Source organism: Serinicoccus shuyuelongi (assembly GCF_045032955.1).
Taxonomy (GTDB): Bacteria; Actinomycetota; Actinomycetes; order Actinomycetales; family Dermatophilaceae; genus Ornithinicoccus.
In genome coordinates this window covers 173,940-192,951 of record NZ_JBJFZU010000003.1, presented here as the reverse complement: position 1 = coordinate 192,951, position 19,012 = coordinate 173,940, and the positions used below count along the sequence as shown (strand labels likewise).

Below are 19,012 nucleotides of genomic sequence, written 5' to 3'. Positions count from 1 at the left end.
TCGATGGTAGTGGACGCCGGTCCTCGGGTTGACGTCTTGGTCAAGATGGGGGGTGAGCCTAGGGTGCCGGTATGAAGAGCCTCGCCCTGGTCGTCGCCGTCACCCTCGCCGGCGCCGGCCTGGCACTCGCCGCCGCCGACGGCGGACAACGCCTCGACGGCGGTTGGCCGGTGGTGGTGCTGCTGGTGCTCGTCGCCTACCTGCTCAACTGGGCGGTCTACCTGCCCTCCTTCCTGCGCCGGACCGAGCGCTTCTTCGACCTCACCGGCTCCCTGACCTTCGGTCTGCTCACGGTGCTGGCCCTGGTGCTGGCCCAGGACCGGGACGCCCGGGCCTGGGTGCTCGGGGCCATGGTGCTGCTCTGGGCGCTGCGGTTGGGCAGCTTCCTGTTCCGCCGGATCCTGGCCTCCGGCAGCGACGGCCGCTTCGACGAGCTGAAGCAGAGCTGGTCCCGCTTCCTGCTGGTGTGGAGCACGCAGGCCCTGTGGGTGGTGTTCACCGCCGGGGCGGCCCTCACCGCGATCACCTCCCAGGAACGGCTGCCGCTGGGCTGGCTCGCCGGGGTCGGCATCGGCCTGTGGGTGCTCGGGTTCGCCCTGGAGGCCACCGCCGACGCCCAGAAGGCGGCGTTCCGGGCGGACCCGGCGAACCAGGGCAGGTTCATCAGCACCGGCGTCTGGGCCTGGTCCCGGCACCCCAACTACGTGGGCGAGATCCTGCTCTGGCTCGGGGTGGCGCTGGTCGCCCTGCCGGTGCTCTCCGGCTGGCAGTACCTCACCCTGCTGTCCCCGGTGCTGATCTACCTCCAGCTCCGGTTCGCCAGCGGGGTGCCGCCGCTGGAACGCCGCGCCGACGCCCGCTGGGGCGGCCAGCAGGACTACGAGGCCTACAAGCGGTCCACCCCGGTGCTGCTGCCGGTGCCCGGCGGCCGCTCGCGCTGAGGCCCGGTGCCCTCGGCTAGGTTGGTGCCATGACCTCGCAGGGACGTGAGCAGGCACTGGAGCGGATGCGCGTGGCGGGCGTCAGCCGGCCGGCCCGGGACACCTTCGCCCGGCACTACGACCACCTGGCCGCCGGCGCCACCGGGCTGATCGCCGAGGCCGACGTGGAGCCGGCGCTGCCCACGGTGCAGCTGGAGGACGTGCAGGTCGACGCCGAGCAGGAGCGGGCGGCGCTGGGTCGCACCGTCGTGCTCACCCTGAACGGCGGTCTCGGCACCTCGATGGGCCTGGCCGGCCCCAAGTCGCTGCTCCCGGTGCGGGACGGCCTGAGCTTCCTCGACATCACGGTGCGCCAGGTGCTCGCGCTGCGGGAGCGGCACGGCATACCCCTGCCGCTCATCCTGATGGACAGCTTCTCCACCCAGGACCCGACGCTGGAGGCCCTCGCCGGCTACCCCGACCTGGCGGTGGACGACCTGCCGCTGGACTTCCTGCAGAGCCAGGAACCCAAGCTGCGGGCGGACGACCTCACCCCGGTCACCTGGGAGACCGACCCGCGCCTGGAGTGGTGCCCACCCGGGCACGGCGACCTCTACCCGTCGCTGCTGGCCAGCGGGCTGCTGGAGGCGCTGATCGAGGACGGCTACCGGTATGCCTTCGTCTCCAACGTGGACAACCTCGGGGCGGTCCCGGACGGCCGGCTGGCGGCGTGGTTCGCGGCCAGCGGCGCCGGCTACGCGGCCGAGGTGTGCCCGCGCACCGAGATGGACAAGAAGGGCGGCCACCTGGTGCGGCGCCGTTCGGACGGGCGCCTGGTGCTGCGGGACACCGCGCAGACCGCCGAGGACGAGATGGTCCACTTCATGGACGCCGACACCCACCCGTACGTGAACACCAACAACCTGTGGTTCGACCTGCAGCGGCTGCACACCATGCTGACCGAGCGCGGGGGCGTGCTGGAGCTGCCGCTGATCCGCAACGCCAAGACCGTGGACCCCACCGACAAGGGCTCCACCCCGGTCGTCCAGATCGAGTCCGCGATGGGCGGTGCCGTCGAGCTCTTCGACGACGCGGTGTCCGTCGGGGTGACCCGCGAGCGCTTCGTCCCGGTGAAGACCACCAACGAGCTCACCCTGCTCCGCTCGGACGTGTACCGGGTGGACGACTCCACCTACCGGCTATCGCGCACCATGGACCCGGCGCCGGTGGTGGACCTGGACAAGGACCACTACGGGATGATCGGGGACCTGGACGCCCGCTTCCCCGCCGGGGTGCCCTCGCTGGTGGAGGCGACCCGGTTCGAGGTGCAGGGCGACTGGCGCTTCGGCTCCGGGGTCCGCGTCGTCGGCGCCGCCCGGCTGGGCCCGGAGGGGGGCACCGTCGAGGACGGCAGCACCCTGGGGACCCCGGCACCCGGCCAGGCGTGAGACGTCTCACCGACGACCTGGGCGGCGAGCTCACGCTGCCCGACGGCCCGGTGGGCCGGGTGGTCTCCCTGGTGCCCTCGCTGACCGAGGCGCTCGCCGCCACCCGGCCCGAGGCGCTGGTCGGCGCCACCCAGTGGTGCACCCACCCCGCCGACCTGGACGTCACCCGGGTCCGGGGCACCAAGAACCCGGACCGGGCCGCGGTCGTCGCGCTCGAGCCCGAGCTGGTGGTCTGCGTGCAGGAGGAGAACCGTGAGCTCGACGTGAGACGGCTCCGTGCGGCGGGGGTCCCGGTCTGGGTCGGGGTGGTGGAGTCGGTGCCGGACGCCCTGGTATGCCTGCGCACCCTGCTGACCGAGGTGCTGGGCTGGGGCGCGCCGCCCTGGTTGGAGCAGGTCGAGCAGCGTTGGGGTCCCGCCGGTGACGGGGCGGCCGCCCCCGCCGTGCCCGCGCCCCGGGCCCGCGTCGCCGTCCCGATCTGGCGTGACCCGTGGATGGTCGTCGGGTCCCGCACCTTCACCACCGACCTGCTCGCCCGGGCGGGGCTGGAGAACGTCCACGCCGCGCACGCGGAGCGCTACCCGCAGGTCGACCCGGCCGAGCTGGACGCGGCGGGCGCCGACGTGGTGCTGCTGCCCGACGAGCCCTACGTCTTCACCGAGCAGGACGGCCCCGAGGTCTTCACCCGCACCCCGACCCGGCTGGTCAGCGGCCGGCTGCTGACCTGGTACGGCCCGTCGATGGTCGAGGCCCGGGACGTGCTGGACGGGGTGGGTCGCCGCTGAGGGGAGCCCTCCCCTGCACCACCCGCCCTCAGGCGGTGCCGCCGGGCACCAGGTGGGTGGGGAGCACCGTCGAGGACGCCTCCCGTCCGGCCAGCAGCTCGCGCAGCATCCGGGTGGCCTCCGCGCCCAGCAGGTCCCCGGGGTTGGCCACGGTGGTCAGCCGCGGGTGGGTCAGGCCCGCGGTCGGCGAGTCGTCGTAGCCGACCACCGCCACGTCGTCGGGCACCCGGCGCCCGTCGGCGTGCAGCTCGCTGACCGCGGCGGCGGCCATCAGGTCGGAGGCGACGAAGATGCCGTCCAGGTCGGGGTGGGCCACGAGCAGCTCGCGCGTCGCGGCCCGGCCGCCCTCGGAGGAGAAGTCGCCGTGCACCACCGCGTCGCCGGGCAGGCCGGCGGCGGCCAGCGCCTCCTGCCAGCCCGTCAACCGGTCCTGCCCGGCCGCCATGTCCAACGGTCCGGCGACCGTCCCGATCCGGCGGCACCCGCGCGCGAGCAGGTGCTGCGTCGCCAGCCGCCCACCGCTGACGTTGTCCAGGTCCACGTAGGGCAGCGCAGAGCCGCCGCGGGGCGGGCGGCCGATGACCACGGTCGGCAGCCCGATCAGGCTGAGCACCTCGGTGACCCGGTCGTCCAGGTGGGCGCTGAGCACGATGGCCCCGTCGGTGTGGCCGCCGCGCAGCCACCGCTCCAGCCGCTCGGTGTCCCGGCCGGACCTGCCCAGCACCAGCACCATCTGCAGCGGGCTCTCCTCCAGACCCGCGCTGACCCCGCGCAGCATCGACATGATGACCGGGTCCGCGAACACCCGCTGGTCGGTCTCGGGCACCACCACGGCGACCGAGTTCGGCTCCCGGACCACCAGCGAACGGGCCGCCCGGTTCGGCCGGTACCCCAGCTCGGTGATCGCCCGGTCGACCGCGGCCCGCGCCTCCTCCCGGACCCTGGGGTCGGCGTTGACGACCCGGGAGACGGTGGCCCGGGACACGCCCGAGCGGGCCGCGACGTCCTCCAACGTCGGGGGGCGGCGGGCCGTCATCCGGGCCCGCCTGGGAGCATGACGGCGCGCATCGGGCCTTCCTGGTGCTAGGCGATCGACCCTGATCCTGCCATGTCCGCGAACCACCCGGCGCTGGCCTTGGGGATGCGGCGCTGGGTGTCGTAGTCGACCCGGACGATCCCGAAGCGCTTGGTGTAGCCGTGGTGCCACTCGTAGTTGTCCAGCAGCGACCAGACGAAGTAGCCGCGGACGTCGGCGCCCTCGTCCATCGCCGCGTGCACCGCGCGCAGGTGCCCGTCGAGGTAGGCGATCCGGTCCTGGTCGTCGACCACGTCGTCGGGGCCCGGCAGGTCCGGCATCGCGGCGCCGTTCTCGGTGACGTAGAGCCCGATCCCGGCCGCCCCGGTGTAGTCGCTCTGCAGCCGCACCAGCAGGGCACGCAGCCGGTCGGGCTGGATCTCCCAGCCCATGTCGGTGACCGGCAGGCCCCGGCGCACCACCCGCACGTGCTCGGAGCCGACGTTGGGCGAGGGCGGGTCGTAGGTCCGGGACTGGGCGGCGGCCCGGGCCGCGACGTCGGGGTCGCAGCCGGTGACCATCGAGCCGGTGTAGAAGTTGACGCCGAGCACGTCGACCGGTGTGCTGATGTCCGCCAGGTCACCGTCCTGGACGAGGCCCTCCGGCCACAGCTCACCCAGGTCCGCGAGCACGTCCTGCGGGTACTCCCCCCGGACGATCGGCTCGATGAAGAGCCGGTTGGCCAGCCCGTCCAGCCGGCGGGCCGCGTCCTGGTCGGCGGCGGAGTCGGGCCGCTGCGGCTGCATGTCGGTGAAGTTCAGGGTCAGGCCCAGCTCCAGCTGCGGGTCCCGCTCGCGCAGCGCGCCCACCGCCCGGCCGTGGGCCAGCAGCAGGTGGTGCGCCGCCCGCAGCGCCGACGTCGGCTCGGTGCGCCCCGGGGCGTGCACGCCCGCGGCATACCCCAGGAATGCCGAGCACCACGGCTCGTTCAGCGTGGTCAGCTGCCGGACCCGGTCACCCAGGCGGTCGTGCACGGCGAGCGCGTAGTCGGTGAACCGGTCCACCGTGTCCCGGGCCGGCCAGCCGCCCAGCTCCTCCAGCGCCTGCGGCATGTCCCAGTGGTAGAGGGTGACCCAGGGCAGGATGTCTTGCTCGAGCAGCTCGTCGACCAGGCGCGAGTAGAAGTCCAGGCCCTTCGCGTTCACGGTGCGCCCGTCCGGGCACACCCGTGCCCAGGACACCGAGAACCGGTAGGCGCCGAGGTTGAGCGAGCGCATCAGCGCCACGTCCTGCGGCATCCGGTGGTAGTGGTCGCAGGCGACCTCGCCGGTATGCCCGCCGACCACCTTGCCGGGGGTGGCCGCGAACGGGCCCCAGATGCAGTCCCGGCGCCCGTCCTCGTAGGCGGCACCCTCGATCTGGTAGGCCGCGGTGGCCGAGCCGAAGAGGAACTCGGTGGGGAAGGTGATGGGGGTGCTCATTGCTTCACTGCTCCTTGCATGATGCCGGAGACCAGCTGGCGCCCGGCGACGACGAAGAGGACCAACAGCGGCACCGTCGCGAGCATGGCGCCGGCGAGCACCAGCGAGTAGTCCACGAAGTGCGCCGCCTGCAGCTGCTGCAGGGCCACCGGGAGGGTGGGGTTGGAGGGTCCGAGGACGATGAAGGGCCAGAAGAAGTTGGTCCAGGTCGCCACGAAGGTGAACAGGCCGAGCATCGCCGCGGCCGGTCGGGCTGCGGGTACGCCGACGTGCCAGAAGGTGCGGAACATGCTGGCGCCGTCCACCCGGGCGGCCTCGATCAGCTCGGTGGGCACCGCCTGGCTGAGGAACTGGGTCATCCAGAACACCCCGAAGGCGGTCACCAGCCCCGGGACGATGACCGCGGACAGCTCACCGGTCCAGCCCAGCGCCGCCATCACCTGGTAGAGCGGCACCACCCCGAGCTGGGTGGGGATCGCCATGGTGGCGATGACGAAGATGAGCAGCGGTCCCGACCCCCGGAAGCGGAGCTTGGCGAAGGCATACCCGGCCAGCGTGGAGAAGAAGACGACGGAGACGGACACCGTGGTGGAGACGATGACGGAGTTCAGCGTGGCCCGCCAGAACTCGACCGTGTCGAAGACGGTCGCCGCGTTGGCCAGGAAGTTGCCGCCCGGCACGATCGGGAACGGGGTCCGGGTGAGCACGGTCGAGTCGTGGCTGGCGATGAGGAAGGACCACCACAGCGGGAAGACGCTGCCGGCCAGCACCGCGCCCAGCAGACCGTAGACGATCCACCCGGGCCGGCGGTCGGCACCGCGGGAACGACGAGGAGTGCGTCGGGGGTCGGGAGCGACGTCCGCCTGGGTGGGGACGGGGACGGGAGTGGTGCTCATCGTGGTCCCTGACTCGCGATGCGGCGGCTGACGGCGAAGTTCACCAGGCCGATGAGGACGATCAGGACGAAGAGCAGGACCGCGACGGCGGAGGCCCGCCCGAAGTCGGCCCGGTTCCAGCCCAGCTCGTAGAGGTAGAGGGTCAGCGTCTGCCACTGCCCGTCGGACCCGCCGCGACCGAACTGGTCGTACATCTTGGCCTCGTCGAAGATCTGCAGCCCACCGATGGTGGAGGTGATGATGACGAAGATCATCGTCGGCCGCAGCATCGGGATGGTGATCGAGACGAAGCGGCGCAGCCCACCCGCGCCGTCGATGGCGGCAGCCTCGTAGAGGTCCCGCGGGATCGCCTGCATCGCGGCCAGCAGGATCAGCGCGTTGTAGCCGGTCCAGCGGAAGTTGACCATGCTGGCGATCGCGACGTGGCTGGCGAAGCGGTCGGAGTGCCACCCGACCGGGTCGAGCCCCACCGTGCCCAGCAGGGTGTTGATCAGGCCGAACCGGTCCGCGAAGAGGTTGGAGAAGATCAGCGCCACCGCGACCGGGGCGACCACGTAGGGCAGCAGCACCCCCATCCGCCAGAAGGTGGCCGCGCGCAGCTTGTGGTCCAGCAGGCCGGCGATGGCCAGCGCGGCCAGCACCTGCGGGACCGAGGAGAGCAGGAAGATGCTGACCGTGTTGGTCAGCGCGTTCCAGAAGCTGCGCCCGGCGAGCACGTCGGCGAAGTTCTGCAGGCCGACGAAGGGGCCCTGCCCCATGATCTGGTCCCAGTCGTGCAGGGCGACCCAGCCGGTGTAGACCAGCGGGAAGAGCCCGGTGACGAAGAAGAGGATGAAGAACGGCGCGATGTAGAGGTACGGGGAGCCGGTGGTGTCCAGTCGGGAGAGCCGGAGCCGGAACCGGGACCGCTCCCGGGGGCCGCTGCCCGGACCCCGACCGGCCACCGAGCCGGCTCCCAGGGTGGCCCGGCCGGCCCCGCCCTCGGCCGCGGAGGTCGAGGGCGGGGCGGGCACCGGGGTGGAGACGGACATGCTCAGCGCAGCTCGCCCACGGCGGCCACGAACTTGTCCCAGCTGCTGTCGGCGTCGTCGGTCTGGTCCACGTCGACCCGGCTGATGGCGTCCGCCATGGCCGTGTTGATCTCGAAGTACCGCGGGCCCTTGAACGGGGTGACGGTGACCGCGTCGGCCTGGCCGGCGAAGATCGTGCCGGTGGGGGCCTCGTTGAAGAAGGCGTTGCTCGACGCGGCCAGCTCCTCGGACTCGAGCGCCTCCGCCTGGCTGGGGAAGGTGCCCTTGGACTCGAACGCCTTGATCTGCTGCTCCGGCGCGGTGAGCCAGGCGGCCAGGGCCTTGGCCTCCTCCACGTGCTCGCCCTGGGCGGGCACGGTCAGGTAGGCGCCGCCCCAGTTGCCGCCGCCGCCGGGGAAGACCGGAGCCACGTCCCAGCCGTCGACGTCGGCGGCGTTGCCCTCGATGATGCCGAGCATCCAGGGCGGGCAGAGCATGGTGGCGAACTCGTCGCCCTGGAAGGCGGCGTTCCAGTCGGCGCTCCACTGCCCCAGGCCGGCGGACAGCCCCTGGTCGACGGAGGCGGTGAGCACCTGGTCGTAGAGCTCACGGATCTGCGGGTTGTCCAGGGCGACGATCTCGCCCTCGGGGGTCTCGTAGGGCTGCTCGACCTGGTTGATCATCCCCTGCCAGAGGGCACCGGCAGAGTCGTACCAGGGGATGTCGGTGGCCGCCACGAAGTCGGCACCCACCTCGAAGTAGGTGTCCCAGCCGCCTTCGAGCAGCGCGGCCACCTCGTCCCGGTCGGTCGGCAGGCCGGCCTGCTCGAAGAGGTCGGCCCGGTAGCAGACGGCCTGCGGGCCCATGTCGGTGCCGTAACCGAGCAGCATGCCGTCCTCCAGGGTCACCGCCTCGGTCTTCCAGGGCAGCCAGCGGCCCTCGACCTCCTCGGAGGTGAGGTCGACGAACTTGTCCGGGTACTGGCGGAACTCGGTGACCCAGTCGACCTCGACGGCCTCGATGTCGGAGGCCCCCGAGTCCGCGCCCAGGCTGTTGCGCAGCGCCGCGCGGGCGTTGTCGGCGGTGTCCGCCTTGACGTGCTGGACGGTGATGCCGGGGTTGAGCTCCTCGTACTCGGGGAGCAGCTCCTCGTAGCCGAACTCGTTGAAGGTCGCCACCGAGAGGGTGATGTCACCACCCTCGCCATCGCTGCTGCCGGCCCCGTCCTCGTCCTCGTCCTCGCCCCCACCGCACGCACCGAGCACCAGCGCGCTGGTGACGGTGGCGGCGAGGAGCGTCGTGCGTCGCCTGATCTGCATGCCAACTCCTTTGTCGGTACGCCCTGTACGACAGTCGTGAGAGCGCTCTCACAACAATGGCACGGACATGGCGGAGGTGTCAACGCCCCCTGCCGGTCAGCCTCCGGGCGGCCTGCTCAGGAGAGCCGCACGTTGATCTGCTGGATCTGGGTGAAGCCCTCGAGCATCCCCTCCAACGAGAACTCGCGGCCCTGGCCGCTGGCCTTCATCCCGCCGTAGGACTGCCCGACCTGCTGCCCGCCGCCCTGGTTGACCTGCACCCAGCCGGACTGCACCCGCTGCGCGGTCCGCAGCGCCATCCCGATGTCCCGGCCGAAGACGAAGGCGGCGAGGCCGTAGTGGCTGTCGTTGGCCATCGCCACCACCTCGTCCTCGGTCCGCCAGCGGAGCACCGAGAGGACCGGGCCGAAGATCTCCTCCCGGGCGATCCGCCAGTCGTTGCGGACCTGGGTGAGGATCATCGGCGCGTGGTAGAAACCGGGCTCCCCCACCTGCAGCGCGGGGCGGCCGTCGTAGGCGACCTCGACACCCTCGTTGGCCAGCCCGTCGTCGATGTAGCCCTGCACCCGGTCCCACTGCCGGGCGTTGATGATGCAGCCGATGTCGGTGCTCTCCTCCCGGGGGTCGCCGACGCGCATCTGCGCGGCCCGGGCCACCACCTTCTCCAGGAAGCTGTCGTGGATGTCCTCGTGCAGGAAGAGGCGCGACCCGGAGGTGCAGCTCTGGCCCTGCCGGGCGAAGCGGGTGGCCAGCATCACCTGCTCGACCGTGTCCTCGTCGTCGGCGTCCGGGAGCACGATGCACGGACTCTTGCCGCCCAGCTCCAGGCTCACGTGCGCGAGCCGGCCGCCGGCCCGGGACGCCACCCCGGAGCCGGTCGCGGTGGAGCCGGTGAACGAGACCTTGTCCACGCCGGGGTGGTCGACCAGCGCCTCGCCGATCTCGGGCCCGTAGCCGGTGACCACGTTGAGCACGCCCTCGGGCAGGTGACGGGCGCAGATCTCGGCCAGCTCGAGCACCGTCGTGGGGGCGTCCTCGGCGGCCTTGAGCACCATCGCGTTGCCCGAGACCAGGGCGGCCGGCAGCTTGAAGGCCGCGATCATCAGCGGGCTGTTCCACGGCAGGATCCCGGCGACCACGCCCAGCGGGAGCCGGCGGGTCAGGGACAGCGCGTCGCTGCCGGTCGGCAGCGTCACCCCCTTGAGCTCCCCGGCGAGACCCGCGAAGTAGCGGAAGGCACCGACCAGCAGACCCGCCTCGGGGCGGGCCTGGGTGCGGATCGCGTTTCCGGTGTCCAGCGCCGTCAGCGCGGCCAGGTCCTCGACCACGGCCTCCAGGTCGTCGGCGATCCGCAGCAGCGCCCGCTGACGCTCGGTGAAGGGCAGCGCCGCCCACCCCGGCTGCGCGGCCCGTGCGGCCGCGACGGCCCGGTCGGCGTCCACCTCCCCGGCCCGCGGGATCGTGGCGATCACCCGGTGCCGGTCGATCGGGGTGATCACGTCGATCCGCTGCCCGTCGGCGGCGTCGACCCAGCTGCCCCCGATCAGCATCCGGTAGCTGCGGGGGGTGTCGGCCTCGAAGGTGGGGAAGGTGCTGCTCATCGGACGGGGCTCCTGGTGGGGTGGTGAGTGGGTGGTCAGACGTGGATCGCGGCGGGTATGCCGTCGCTGAAGACCTCGGGCTCGTCCGGGAAGGTGCGGCTGTGGCCGGTCTTGACCCGGTGCGCGGTCCAGGCCACGGCGCAGGCGTCCACCGTGTCGTCCCGGCCCACGCCCTGCAGGGTGGCCGAGGGCAGCGCGATGCCGACCGAGGACAACGCGTCCCGCCGCTCCTGGACACCCTCCCCGGAGCGTTTGCGGGAGATCAGCGCCGCCCCGGTCATCATCGCGAAGCTGGCCTCCGGGTGCGCCTCGACCACCACGCAGGGCAGGTCCTGCCGCAGCCAGGCGTCGACGTCCTGGATGCTGCGCCGCAACCCGTACGCCTGCTGGGACAACCCGGCACCGAGGCGGTCACGGTTGATCGTGTTGGCCTCGCTGTAGGAGCCGGCGTAGAGGGCCGCCCGCACCGGTGTGGTGAAGACCGAGGACGCCTTGGCGCCGCCGACGAAACGACGGGTCTGCACGTCCGCCTCGCGGCGGGTGTCGTCGGGCAGACCGATGGGGATGTCGATGGCGGTCACCGCCACCGGACCCGCCTGCCGGACCACCTCGGCGAGGGTGGCGGCGACGATGAGCTGGGGGGTGCCGTGACCCCCGGGGTCGAGCACGGCCCCGACCCAGCCGGCCCGGCACCCGTCGACGCCAAGCACCGGTAGGTCCGGGTCGATCTCCGGTCGGGCGCCGGGGCGCTCGGTCGGCCAGGTCACCGGCGGGTCCTCGCGCCGGGTGGCCGCCGGGCGGGCCACCGGGGAGCCCTCGGCCCGGCCCCGACCGGTCGCCCGCTGCCACCACTGCGTCATACCCATGACGCCACCCTAGCCAGAGCGGGACCGGGAGGGGGTGTGAGAACGTAGGCGCCATGCCGCGGCGCGTCCTCGTCCTCAACGGACCCAACCTGAACCTGCTCGGCACCCGCGAGCCGGAGATCTACGGCACCGCCACGCTGGCCGACGTGGAGGCGTTGTGCGCCGAGCGGGCCGCCGAGCACGGGCTGGAGGTCACCTGCCTGCAGAGCAACCACGAGGGTGCGCTGATCGACGCGCTGCACGAGGCACGGGCCGCCGGGGACGTCCTCGGCGTGGTGCTGAACGCGGCCGCGTACACGCATACCTCGGTGGCGCTGCTGGACGCGGTCAAGGCCTGCGGGCTGCCCGTGGTCGAGGTGCACCTGTCCAACCCGCACGCCCGGGAGGCGTTCCGGCACACCTCCTACCTGTCGCCGGTCGCGGAGACGGTGATCGCCGGCGCCGGGATACACGGCTACGGCTGGGCGGTCGAGCACCTGGCCCGTCGGGGCTGAGGCTCAGCTCTCGAGCACGGCGCGGGCGGCGTGGTAGCCGCCCAGCCCGCTGACCCCGCCGCCACGCCGGGAACCCGCCCCGGCGAGCAGCACCGAGGGGTATGCCGTGTCCACGCCCCACCGCCGGGCGGGGGTGTCCAGCGGCGCGTCGTCGGGTGCCCAGGGCCAGTCCAGCGGTGCGTGGAAGATGTTGCCGCCGGGCATGGCCAGGCTGTCCTGCAGGTCCCGGGTGGTCCGGGTCTCCACGCACGGACGGCCCTGCGGGTCGCGCAGGAGGACGTCTTCCACCGGTTCGGCCAGCACCGAGGACAGGGAGTCCAGCACCGCGCGCTCGAGGCGGGCCCGCGCCTCGTCGTGAAGGTCGGCGTCGCCGTCGAGCAGCCGGTCCGGGGTCTGCAGGGTGAAGACGGTCAGGGTGTGCGCACCGGAGTCCCGCAGCCGCGGCGCCAGGATGCTCGGGTCGGTCAGCGAGTGGCAGTAGATCTCCGCGGGCATCGGGGCGGGGACCTCCCCCCGCCCGGCCGCGGTGTACGCCTCGTGCAGCTGGGTGTAGGTCTCGTTGATGTGGAAGGTGCCACCGAAGGCGGCCTCCGGCGCCACCGATGTCTCGCGCAGCCGGGGCAGCCGGGAGAGCAGCATGTTGACCTTCACCTGCGAGCCCTCCACCCGCTCCCCCGCGGCCCCTCCGGCGAGCCCGTCCAGGACCGCGGGCGCGGCCGCCCACAGCACGTGCCCGGCACTCGCCCGGTGCTCCGCGCCCTCGGCGTCGACCCAGGTGAGCGCCCCCTCCTCGACGGCGGTGACCCGGGCGCCGGTGCGCAGCTCGGCACCGGCCCGCCGGGCCACCTGCGCCAGCTGGTCGGACACCTGACCCATGCCGCCGATGGGCACGTCCCAGTCCCCGGTGCCGCCCCCGATGACGTGGTACAGGAAGCAGATGTTGTGCCGCAGGTGGGCCGAGTGCGCGTCCGCGTAGGTGCTGATCAGCGAGTCGGTCAGGACGACGCCACGGACCAGGTCGTGCGCCAGGCTGGCCTCGACGACCTCGCCCAGCGGCCGGTCCAGGAAGTCCCGCACCAGGGCCGGGTCACCGATCCGGTCCGCCATCTCCCGGCGCCGCATCAGCGGCTCGGTGACCGTCGGCCAGACGGTGCGGGCCAGCTCACCGACCCGGTCGTAGAACTGTCCCCAGCGCGCGGCGTCCGCGGCCGCGCCGACGGCGGCGAAGGACGCGCGGGTGGCCTGCTCGTCCCCGTTGTCGATGAGCAGACCGACGTCCTCGCCGGGCACCGGGGTGTAGGAGGAGTAGCGCCGCCGGGCCAGCCGCAGGGACAGCCCGAGGTCGTCCACGATCCGGCGCGGGAGCAGGCTGACCAGGTAGGAGTACCGGGACAGCCGGGCCCCCGTCCCCGGGAACGCCTCGGCCGAGACGGTGGCTCCCCCCAGCTCGGGGGACCGCTCCAGCAGGAGCACGGAGCGTCCCGCCGAGGCCAGGTAGGCGGCCGCGGTGAGGCCGTTGTGGCCACCACCGACCACCACGACGTCGTGGCTGGAAGTCATGGGGTCGATGGTAGGGCGTCAGGCGCCTCAGTCGCGCGGGCGCCAGTCCGGTCGTCCGTCGCTGGAGCGCTCACGACGCGGGCCGCCGTGCCGCGCTCCCTGACCGGCCTGGCGGGACCCGCCGTGCCGCGGTCCGCGGCCACCGCCGCGGGCGGCGGGGCCCCGGCGCCCGGTCGGACGCTTGGGCCGCATGACCTCGTCCAGACGGCTCTGCGGGACGGGCTCGGCGGTGGGCACCGAGCCACCGGCGGTCTCGATGACCGTGTGGTCCTCGGGGGCCACCGTCATCGGCGCCGCCTCCACGCCGGCCGCGTCCAGCATCCGGGAGACCTGACGCTTCTGGTGCGGCAGCGCCAGGGTCACCACCACGCCGTCCTCGCCGGCGCGGGCGGTGCGACCGGAGCGGTGCAGGTAGTCCTTGTGGTCGGCCGGCGGGTCGGCCTGCAGCACCAGGGAGACGTCGTCCACGTGGATGCCGCGGGCGGCGACGTCGGTGGCGACGAGGACCGGCAGGCTGCCGCCCTTGAAGGCGTCCAGGACCCGGGTCCGCTGGGCCTGGTTCAGGCCGCCGTGCAGCGCGGCCGCGAAGACGCCGGACTCCCGCAGCTGCATGGCGACGCGGTCGGCGCCGAGCTTGGTGCGGCAGAAGACGACCGTGCGTCCGGTGCGGTTCGCGATGGCCGCGGTGATCGGCTTCTTGTGGTGCGGGTGCACCAGGAACAGGTGGTGGGCCATCGTGGTGACGCTGGCCCGGGCGTCGTTGGTGGAGTGGGTGACCGGGTCCGTCAGGTAGGCCTTGGCCACCTGGTCCACGCCGTGGTCCAGGGTCGCCGAGAACAGCAGCCGCTGCCCGTCGCTCGGAGTGCGGTCCAGGATCTGCCGGATCGCCTCGACGAAGCCCATCTCAGCCATGTGGTCGGCCTCGTCCAGCACCATCACCTCGACCTCGGAGAGGTCGGCTGCGTCGCGCTCGATCAGGTCGATCAGCCGTCCGGGGGTGGCGACGAGCACGTCGACGCCCCGCTCCAGCGCCTTGAGCTGGGGGGTGTAGGACATCCCGCCGGCCACCAGCACGAAGCGCCGGTCGACGGCGCGCATCAGCGGGGCGAGGGCGTCCACGATCTGCATCGCGAGCTCACGGGTCGGGGTGAGGATGACCGCACGCGGCCGGTGCGGGACCGCACGGGGGCGACCGGCGAGCCGGTGCAGCATCGGCAGCCCGAAGGCCATCGTCTTGCCGGAACCGGTCTGGCCGCGGCCCAGCAGGTCCCGCCCGGCCATCGCGTCCGGGATGGTGGCCGACTGGATCGGGAAGGGCGTGGTGATACCGATCCTGGCCAGCGCGGTGACGAGCTCCTCCCGCAGCCCCATCGGGGTGAAGCCGTTGTCCGCCTCGACGCTCGCTGTCATGTTCTCCGCCTTCGTCACGGAGCGTCGCTCCTGGTATGCCGCGTCCGCCTCGTCGCGCTCGGCCTCGGCCTCGACGAACTGGTCGCCGCCGCCACGCTCGTCCCGGCCGCGGAAGCGGTCGTCACGGCGACGTCCCTCGTCCCAGCTGCGGCCCTCGTGCCGGCCCCGCTGCGGGCGCCCCTCGCGCTCCTCGCGGTGGGCCCGGATGGTGTGCTCCTGGTAGCCCCCGCGGTCGTCGCGGGCGGGACGACGGTCCTCGCGCTGGTAACCACCGCGGTCGTCACGGGCCGGGCGACGGTCGTCGCGCTGGTAGCCGCCACGGCTGCCACCACGGTCGTCACGCGCTGCCGGACGACGGTCATCACGCTGGTAACCACCGCGGTCGTCACGGGCCGGGCGACGGTCATCGCGCTGGTAGCCGCCACGGCTGCCACCACGATCGTCACGCGCCGCCGGACGACGGTCATCACGCTGGTAACCACCACGGTCGTCACGGGCCGGGCGACGGTCATCACGCTGATAGCCACCGCGGTCGTCACGGGCCGGGCGACGGTCATCACGCTGGTAACCACCACGGCTGCCGCCGCGATCGTCGCGCGCTGCCGGACGACGGTCGTCCCGCTGGTAACCACCGCGGTCGTCACGGGTGTCGCGCCGGGGGGCGGTGCCCTCCTCGGTGCGACGACGCTCGCTGCGCTCTCCCCGACCCCGCGGGTCGCGCTCGTCGCGGTCGCGCCACCGCTCCTTGGTGGCGCCGCGGCCACCCTTGAGCTGGGCACGGGCCTGCTTCTCGCGGGCGTCGCGTGCGGCCTTCTTCTGGGCCGGGGTGTGACGGGCCTTCTTGGTGCCGGACGTGCCGGCGCGGGGGGTACTGGCCATGGATGGCTCACCTCTTCAGGGGGTGTCGAGGTGGGTTCTCGCCTCGACGCCTGTCGGCGTGACCGGACCTACCTCCAGGGCGCTCGTCGCGGCGCCCGAGATCGTCCCCCAGGATCGGATCGTCCTGCGGGGTCACCCATCAGCGCGAAGGCGACGGGAAGGTTCAAGTCTACCGGCTGCCGGGCACCGCTGAGGACAGCCCCTCCCCGGTGCCGGGGTCAGGCGTCGATGCGGTCGCGGTCCAGGTCGTGCGCGGAGGCCACGATGAAGTCCTTGCGGGGAGCCACCGAGGACCCCATGAGCAGGTCGAAGATCCCGTCGGCGCGTGCCGCGTCCGCGAGCGTGATCCGGCGCAGGGTGCGGTGTCGGGGGTCCATCGTGGTCTCCGCCAGCTGGTCTGCGTCCATCTCCCCGAGGCCCTTGTACCGCTGCATCGGCTGTTTGACGCTGCGACCCTTCTTCTCCAGGCCCGCGACGGTCCGACGCATCTCGGCCTCGGTGTAGGTGTAGAGGTACTCCGGTCCGCGGCCCTTCCCGCGACCGCCCCCGCCGGCGACCTCGAGGCGGTGCAGGGGCGGCATCGCGGCATACACCCGGCCCGCCTCGACCAGGGGACGCATGTAGCGGAAGAACAGGGTGAGCAGCAGGGTCCGGATGTGGGCGCCGTCGACGTCGGCGTCGGTCATGATGATGATCTTGCCGTAGCGCACCAGGTCCAGGTCGAAGGACCGCCCCGAGCCCGCGCCGATGACCTGGATGATCGCGGCGCACTCGGCGTTCGAGAGCATGTCCTGGACCGAGGCCTTCTGCACGTTGAGGATCTTGCCGCGGATGGGCAGCAGCGCCTGGTGGTCGCTGGAGCGGGCCAGCTTCGCGGTGCCGAGCGCGCTGTCCCCCTCGACGATGAACAGCTCGGAACGCTCGGTGTCGTTGCTGCGGCAGTCGGCCAGCTTGGCCGGCAGCGACGAGGACTCCAGCGCGTTCTTGCGGCGCTGGGTCTCCTTGTGCAGCCGGGCGGAGATGCGCGACTTCATCTCGGAGACGACCTTCTCGAGCAGCAGCGAGGCCTGTGCCTTGTCGCCCCGGTGGGTGCTGGTGAGCCGTTCCACGAGCGCGGTCTCCACGGTGCGGGAGACGATCGAACGCACCGCGCTGGTGCCGAGCACCTCCTTGGTCTGCCCCTCGAACTGCGGCTCGGGCAGCCGGACCGTGACCACCGCCGTCAGCCCGGCCAGGATGTCGTCCTTCTCCACCTTGTCGCTGCCGACCTTGAGCTTGCGCGCGTTCGTCTCCAGCTGCTTGCGGAAGACCTTCATCAGCGCCTGCTCGAAGCCTGCGACGTGGGTGCCGCCCTTGGGCGTGGTGATGATGTTGACGAAGCTGCGCGCGGTGGTCTCGTAGCCCGTGCCCCAGCGGACGGCGACGTCCACCTCGCACTCACGCTCGATCTCCCGGGAGACCATGTGTCCCAGCTCGTCCAGCATCGGCACCGTCTCGGTGAAGGTGCCGGAGCCCTGCAGCCGCCAGACGTCGGTGACCGCGGTGTCGGGGGCCAGGTACTCGGCGTACTCGGTGATGCCACCGGAGTAGGCGAAGGTCTCCTCGTGCGGCCCGTCGGCGCCGGGAGTCCCCGGCAGCCCGCGCTCGTCACGCACCACCATGCTGAGACCCGGCACGAGGAAGGCCGTCTGCCGGGCGCGGGCCGCGAGCTCGTCGTAGGCGAACTGGGCCTGGGCGAGGAAGATCTGCGGGTCCGCCCAGTACCGCACCCGGGTGCCGGTGACGCCGCGTCGGGCCTTGCCCACCACCGACAGCTCGCTGCTGCTCCGGAAGGGCGCGAAGGAGGACTCCGGGGTGGGCGCGGAGGCGCCGTCGTCGAAGGTGCCGGGCTCACCCCGGCGGAAGCTCATCCGGTAGGTCTTCCCGGCCCGGTCGACCTCCACGTCCAGCCGGGACGAGAGCGCGTTGACCACCGACGCACCGACTCCGTGCAGACCGCCCGAGGCCGCGTAGGACCCGCCGCCGAACTTGCCACCGGCGTGCAGCTTGGTGAAGACCACCTCCACCCCGGGCAGGCCGGTGCGTGGCTCGATGTCGACCGGTATGCCCCGCGCCCGGTCCCGCACCTCGACCGAGCCGTCCGCGTGCAGGATGACCTCGATCCGGTCCCCGTGCCCGCCCAGCGCCTCGTCGACGGCGTTGTCGATGATCTCCCACAGGCAGTGCATCAGGCCCCGGGAGTCGGTGGACCCGACATACATCCCCGGGCGCTTGCGCACCGCCTCCAGGCCTTCGAGGACCTGCAGGTGCCGGGCGGAGTAGTCCTGAGTGGTCACGCCCGGCAGGCTAGCGCGCGGCCCCGACAGGCCCGGGGAGGCGCGGCGCACGGGCCGCAGGAGCACCCCGCCTTACGCGCTCAGCGAAACGCCAGCAGGAGCGGGCACAAACCGGGGACCCCGGGGCGTTGACATGCTTGACTGTGACACGACCAACGAGATGTTGGTCCCATGGAGAGGAGACAGTCGTGACCGCCACTCTGACAGCCGAACTGACCATGTCCGACCGCTGCGACCGGTGCGGGGCCCAGGCCTACGTCCGGGCTCGTATCGGTGAGGGACTCGAGCTCCTTTTCTGCGCCCACCACGGGCGCGAGCACCTGGACAAGCTGCGCGCGGTCGAGGACGTGCACATCCTCGACGAGACGCACCGCCTGGAGGCCGAGGAGTCCCCCGCCCTCTGAGCGAGGGGAGCCGTCCCCTCCAGCAGACTTCCGAGGCCCGTCCACGTTCACGTGGACGGGCCTCGCGGTCGTCTCGGGCACAATCAGGAGGGTGCAGACCGCGGAGATCCTGACCCTCGTCCTGATGGCTGTCGGCGTGCTCGGGATCGTCGTGCCCGTCCTGCCCGGGCTGCTGATCGTGGTGCTCGCCGTCCTGGTGTGGGTGCTGGCCGAGCAGTCGACCCTGGGCTGGGTTGTGCTGGGCGTGGCCGCGGTCGTCTACCTCGCCGGCCTGGTCCTGCAGTGGGCCGTCCCGGGCCAGCGGCTGCGCCGGGCGGGGGTGCCGACCTCGACCCTGGTGATCGCCGTGGTCTGCGCCATCGTGCTGGGCGTCCTGGTGCCGGTGGTCGGACTCTTCCTGGGCTTCCCGCTGGGCATCTTCCTGATCTCCCTGCTGCGGACCCGGGACCGGAGGAAGGCCTGGCACGCGACCGGACACGCGCTGCGCGCGGTCGGTCTGAACATCCTCATCGAGCTCGCTGCCGCGTTCGTCATCATCGCGGTCTTCGTGCTGGCCGCGTTCGTGCTCACCCCGTCCTGAGGACGCAG

Annotated in this window: 16 protein-coding genes; 6 read left to right on the top strand and 10 right to left on the bottom strand. The window is 72.5% G+C overall.

The genetic code is table 11. The annotated features are described in order from the left end of the window. Window positions 1-71 precede the first annotated feature (71 nt). From ACI3EY_RS05350 to ACI3EY_RS05340, 3 genes are read left to right on the top strand one after another with little or no spacing between them, the layout of a single operon-like run. The gene (locus ACI3EY_RS05350; RefSeq protein ID WP_405039656.1) at window positions 72-941 is read left to right on the top strand and encodes a DUF1295 domain-containing protein; all 870 of its coding nucleotides are present in this window, start codon (window positions 72-74) and stop codon (window positions 939-941) included. Window positions 942-970: 29 nt separating this feature from the next. After that, entirely contained in the window at window positions 971-2,368 is a 1,398-nt protein-coding gene (locus tag ACI3EY_RS05345) for a UTP--glucose-1-phosphate uridylyltransferase (RefSeq protein ID WP_405039655.1), read from the top strand. After that, window positions 2,365-3,153, top strand: a complete 789-nt coding sequence (locus ACI3EY_RS05340; RefSeq protein WP_405039654.1) for a helical backbone metal receptor — start codon at window positions 2,365-2,367, stop codon at window positions 3,151-3,153. The genes ACI3EY_RS05345 and ACI3EY_RS05340 overlap by 4 nt, the downstream gene beginning before the upstream one ends. A gap of 28 nt (window positions 3,154-3,181) precedes the next feature. Here the strand turns inward: ACI3EY_RS05340 and ACI3EY_RS05335 are convergent, their stop codons facing one another. From ACI3EY_RS05335 to ACI3EY_RS05305, 7 genes are all read right to left on the bottom strand, one after another. Further along, on the bottom strand, window positions 3,182-4,189 hold the full coding sequence (locus ACI3EY_RS05335; RefSeq protein WP_405039653.1) for a LacI family DNA-binding transcriptional regulator: 1,008 nt from the start codon (window positions 4,187-4,189) through the stop codon (window positions 3,182-3,184). 47 nt (window positions 4,190-4,236) lie between these two features. Beyond that, a complete protein-coding gene (locus ACI3EY_RS05330; RefSeq protein ID WP_405039652.1) occupies window positions 4,237-5,649 on the bottom strand; it encodes a GH1 family beta-glucosidase in 1,413 nt (470 codons plus the stop codon). Beyond that, entirely contained in the window at window positions 5,646-6,545 is a 900-nt protein-coding gene (locus ACI3EY_RS05325; RefSeq protein ID WP_405039651.1) for a carbohydrate ABC transporter permease, read from the bottom strand. The genes ACI3EY_RS05330 and ACI3EY_RS05325 overlap by 4 nt, the downstream gene beginning before the upstream one ends. Next, window positions 6,542-7,576, bottom strand: a complete 1,035-nt coding sequence (locus ACI3EY_RS05320; protein WP_405039650.1) for a carbohydrate ABC transporter permease — start codon at window positions 7,574-7,576, stop codon at window positions 6,542-6,544. Before ACI3EY_RS05320 ends, ACI3EY_RS05325 begins: the two co-directional genes overlap by 4 nt. A 2-nt stretch (window positions 7,577-7,578) precedes the next feature. Next, window positions 7,579-8,874, bottom strand: a complete 1,296-nt coding sequence (locus ACI3EY_RS05315) for an ABC transporter substrate-binding protein (protein WP_405039649.1) — start codon at window positions 8,872-8,874, stop codon at window positions 7,579-7,581. Between the two features lie 116 nt (window positions 8,875-8,990). Further along, window positions 8,991-10,475: an aldehyde dehydrogenase family protein gene (locus ACI3EY_RS05310; RefSeq protein ID WP_405039648.1), complete on the bottom strand. Its 1,485-nt coding sequence runs from the start codon at window positions 10,473-10,475 to the stop codon at window positions 8,991-8,993. A gap of 35 nt (window positions 10,476-10,510) precedes the next feature. Beyond that, window positions 10,511-11,341 (bottom strand): DUF429 domain-containing protein, encoded by an 831-nt coding sequence (locus tag ACI3EY_RS05305; RefSeq protein WP_405039647.1) that lies wholly within the window; start codon window positions 11,339-11,341, stop codon window positions 10,511-10,513. Between the two features lie 53 nt (window positions 11,342-11,394). On the opposite strand from ACI3EY_RS05305, the gene aroQ reads away from it, so the two are divergent. After that, entirely contained in the window at window positions 11,395-11,835 is a 441-nt protein-coding gene (aroQ, locus tag ACI3EY_RS05300) for a type II 3-dehydroquinate dehydratase (RefSeq protein ID WP_405037839.1), read from the top strand. A gap of 3 nt (window positions 11,836-11,838) precedes the next feature. Here aroQ and ACI3EY_RS05295 read toward each other — a convergent pair whose 3' ends face one another. The 3 genes from ACI3EY_RS05295 to ACI3EY_RS05285 all read right to left on the bottom strand — a co-directional run bounded on the left by ACI3EY_RS05295 (window position 11,839) and on the right by ACI3EY_RS05285 (window position 18,020). Next, window positions 11,839-13,395 (bottom strand): phytoene desaturase family protein, encoded by a 1,557-nt coding sequence (locus tag ACI3EY_RS05295; protein WP_405037838.1) that lies wholly within the window; start codon window positions 13,393-13,395, stop codon window positions 11,839-11,841. A gap of 27 nt (window positions 13,396-13,422) precedes the next feature. Beyond that, on the bottom strand, window positions 13,423-15,684 hold the full coding sequence (locus ACI3EY_RS05290) for a DEAD/DEAH box helicase (protein WP_405037837.1): 2,262 nt from the start codon (window positions 15,682-15,684) through the stop codon (window positions 13,423-13,425). A gap of 218 nt (window positions 15,685-15,902) precedes the next feature. Next, window positions 15,903-18,020, bottom strand: a complete 2,118-nt coding sequence (locus ACI3EY_RS05285) for a DNA gyrase/topoisomerase IV subunit B (RefSeq protein WP_405037836.1) — start codon at window positions 18,018-18,020, stop codon at window positions 15,903-15,905. A 188-nt stretch (window positions 18,021-18,208) separates the two neighbouring features. Between ACI3EY_RS05285 and ACI3EY_RS05280 the strand changes: the two genes are divergently transcribed. Beyond that, the gene (locus ACI3EY_RS05280) at window positions 18,209-18,424 is read left to right on the top strand and encodes a DUF7455 domain-containing protein (protein WP_405037835.1); all 216 of its coding nucleotides are present in this window, start codon (window positions 18,209-18,211) and stop codon (window positions 18,422-18,424) included. Between the two features lie 91 nt (window positions 18,425-18,515). Further along, a complete protein-coding gene (locus tag ACI3EY_RS05275) occupies window positions 18,516-19,004 on the top strand; it encodes a DUF456 domain-containing protein (RefSeq protein ID WP_405037834.1) in 489 nt (162 codons plus the stop codon). Window positions 19,005-19,012: the final 8 nt, after the last annotated feature.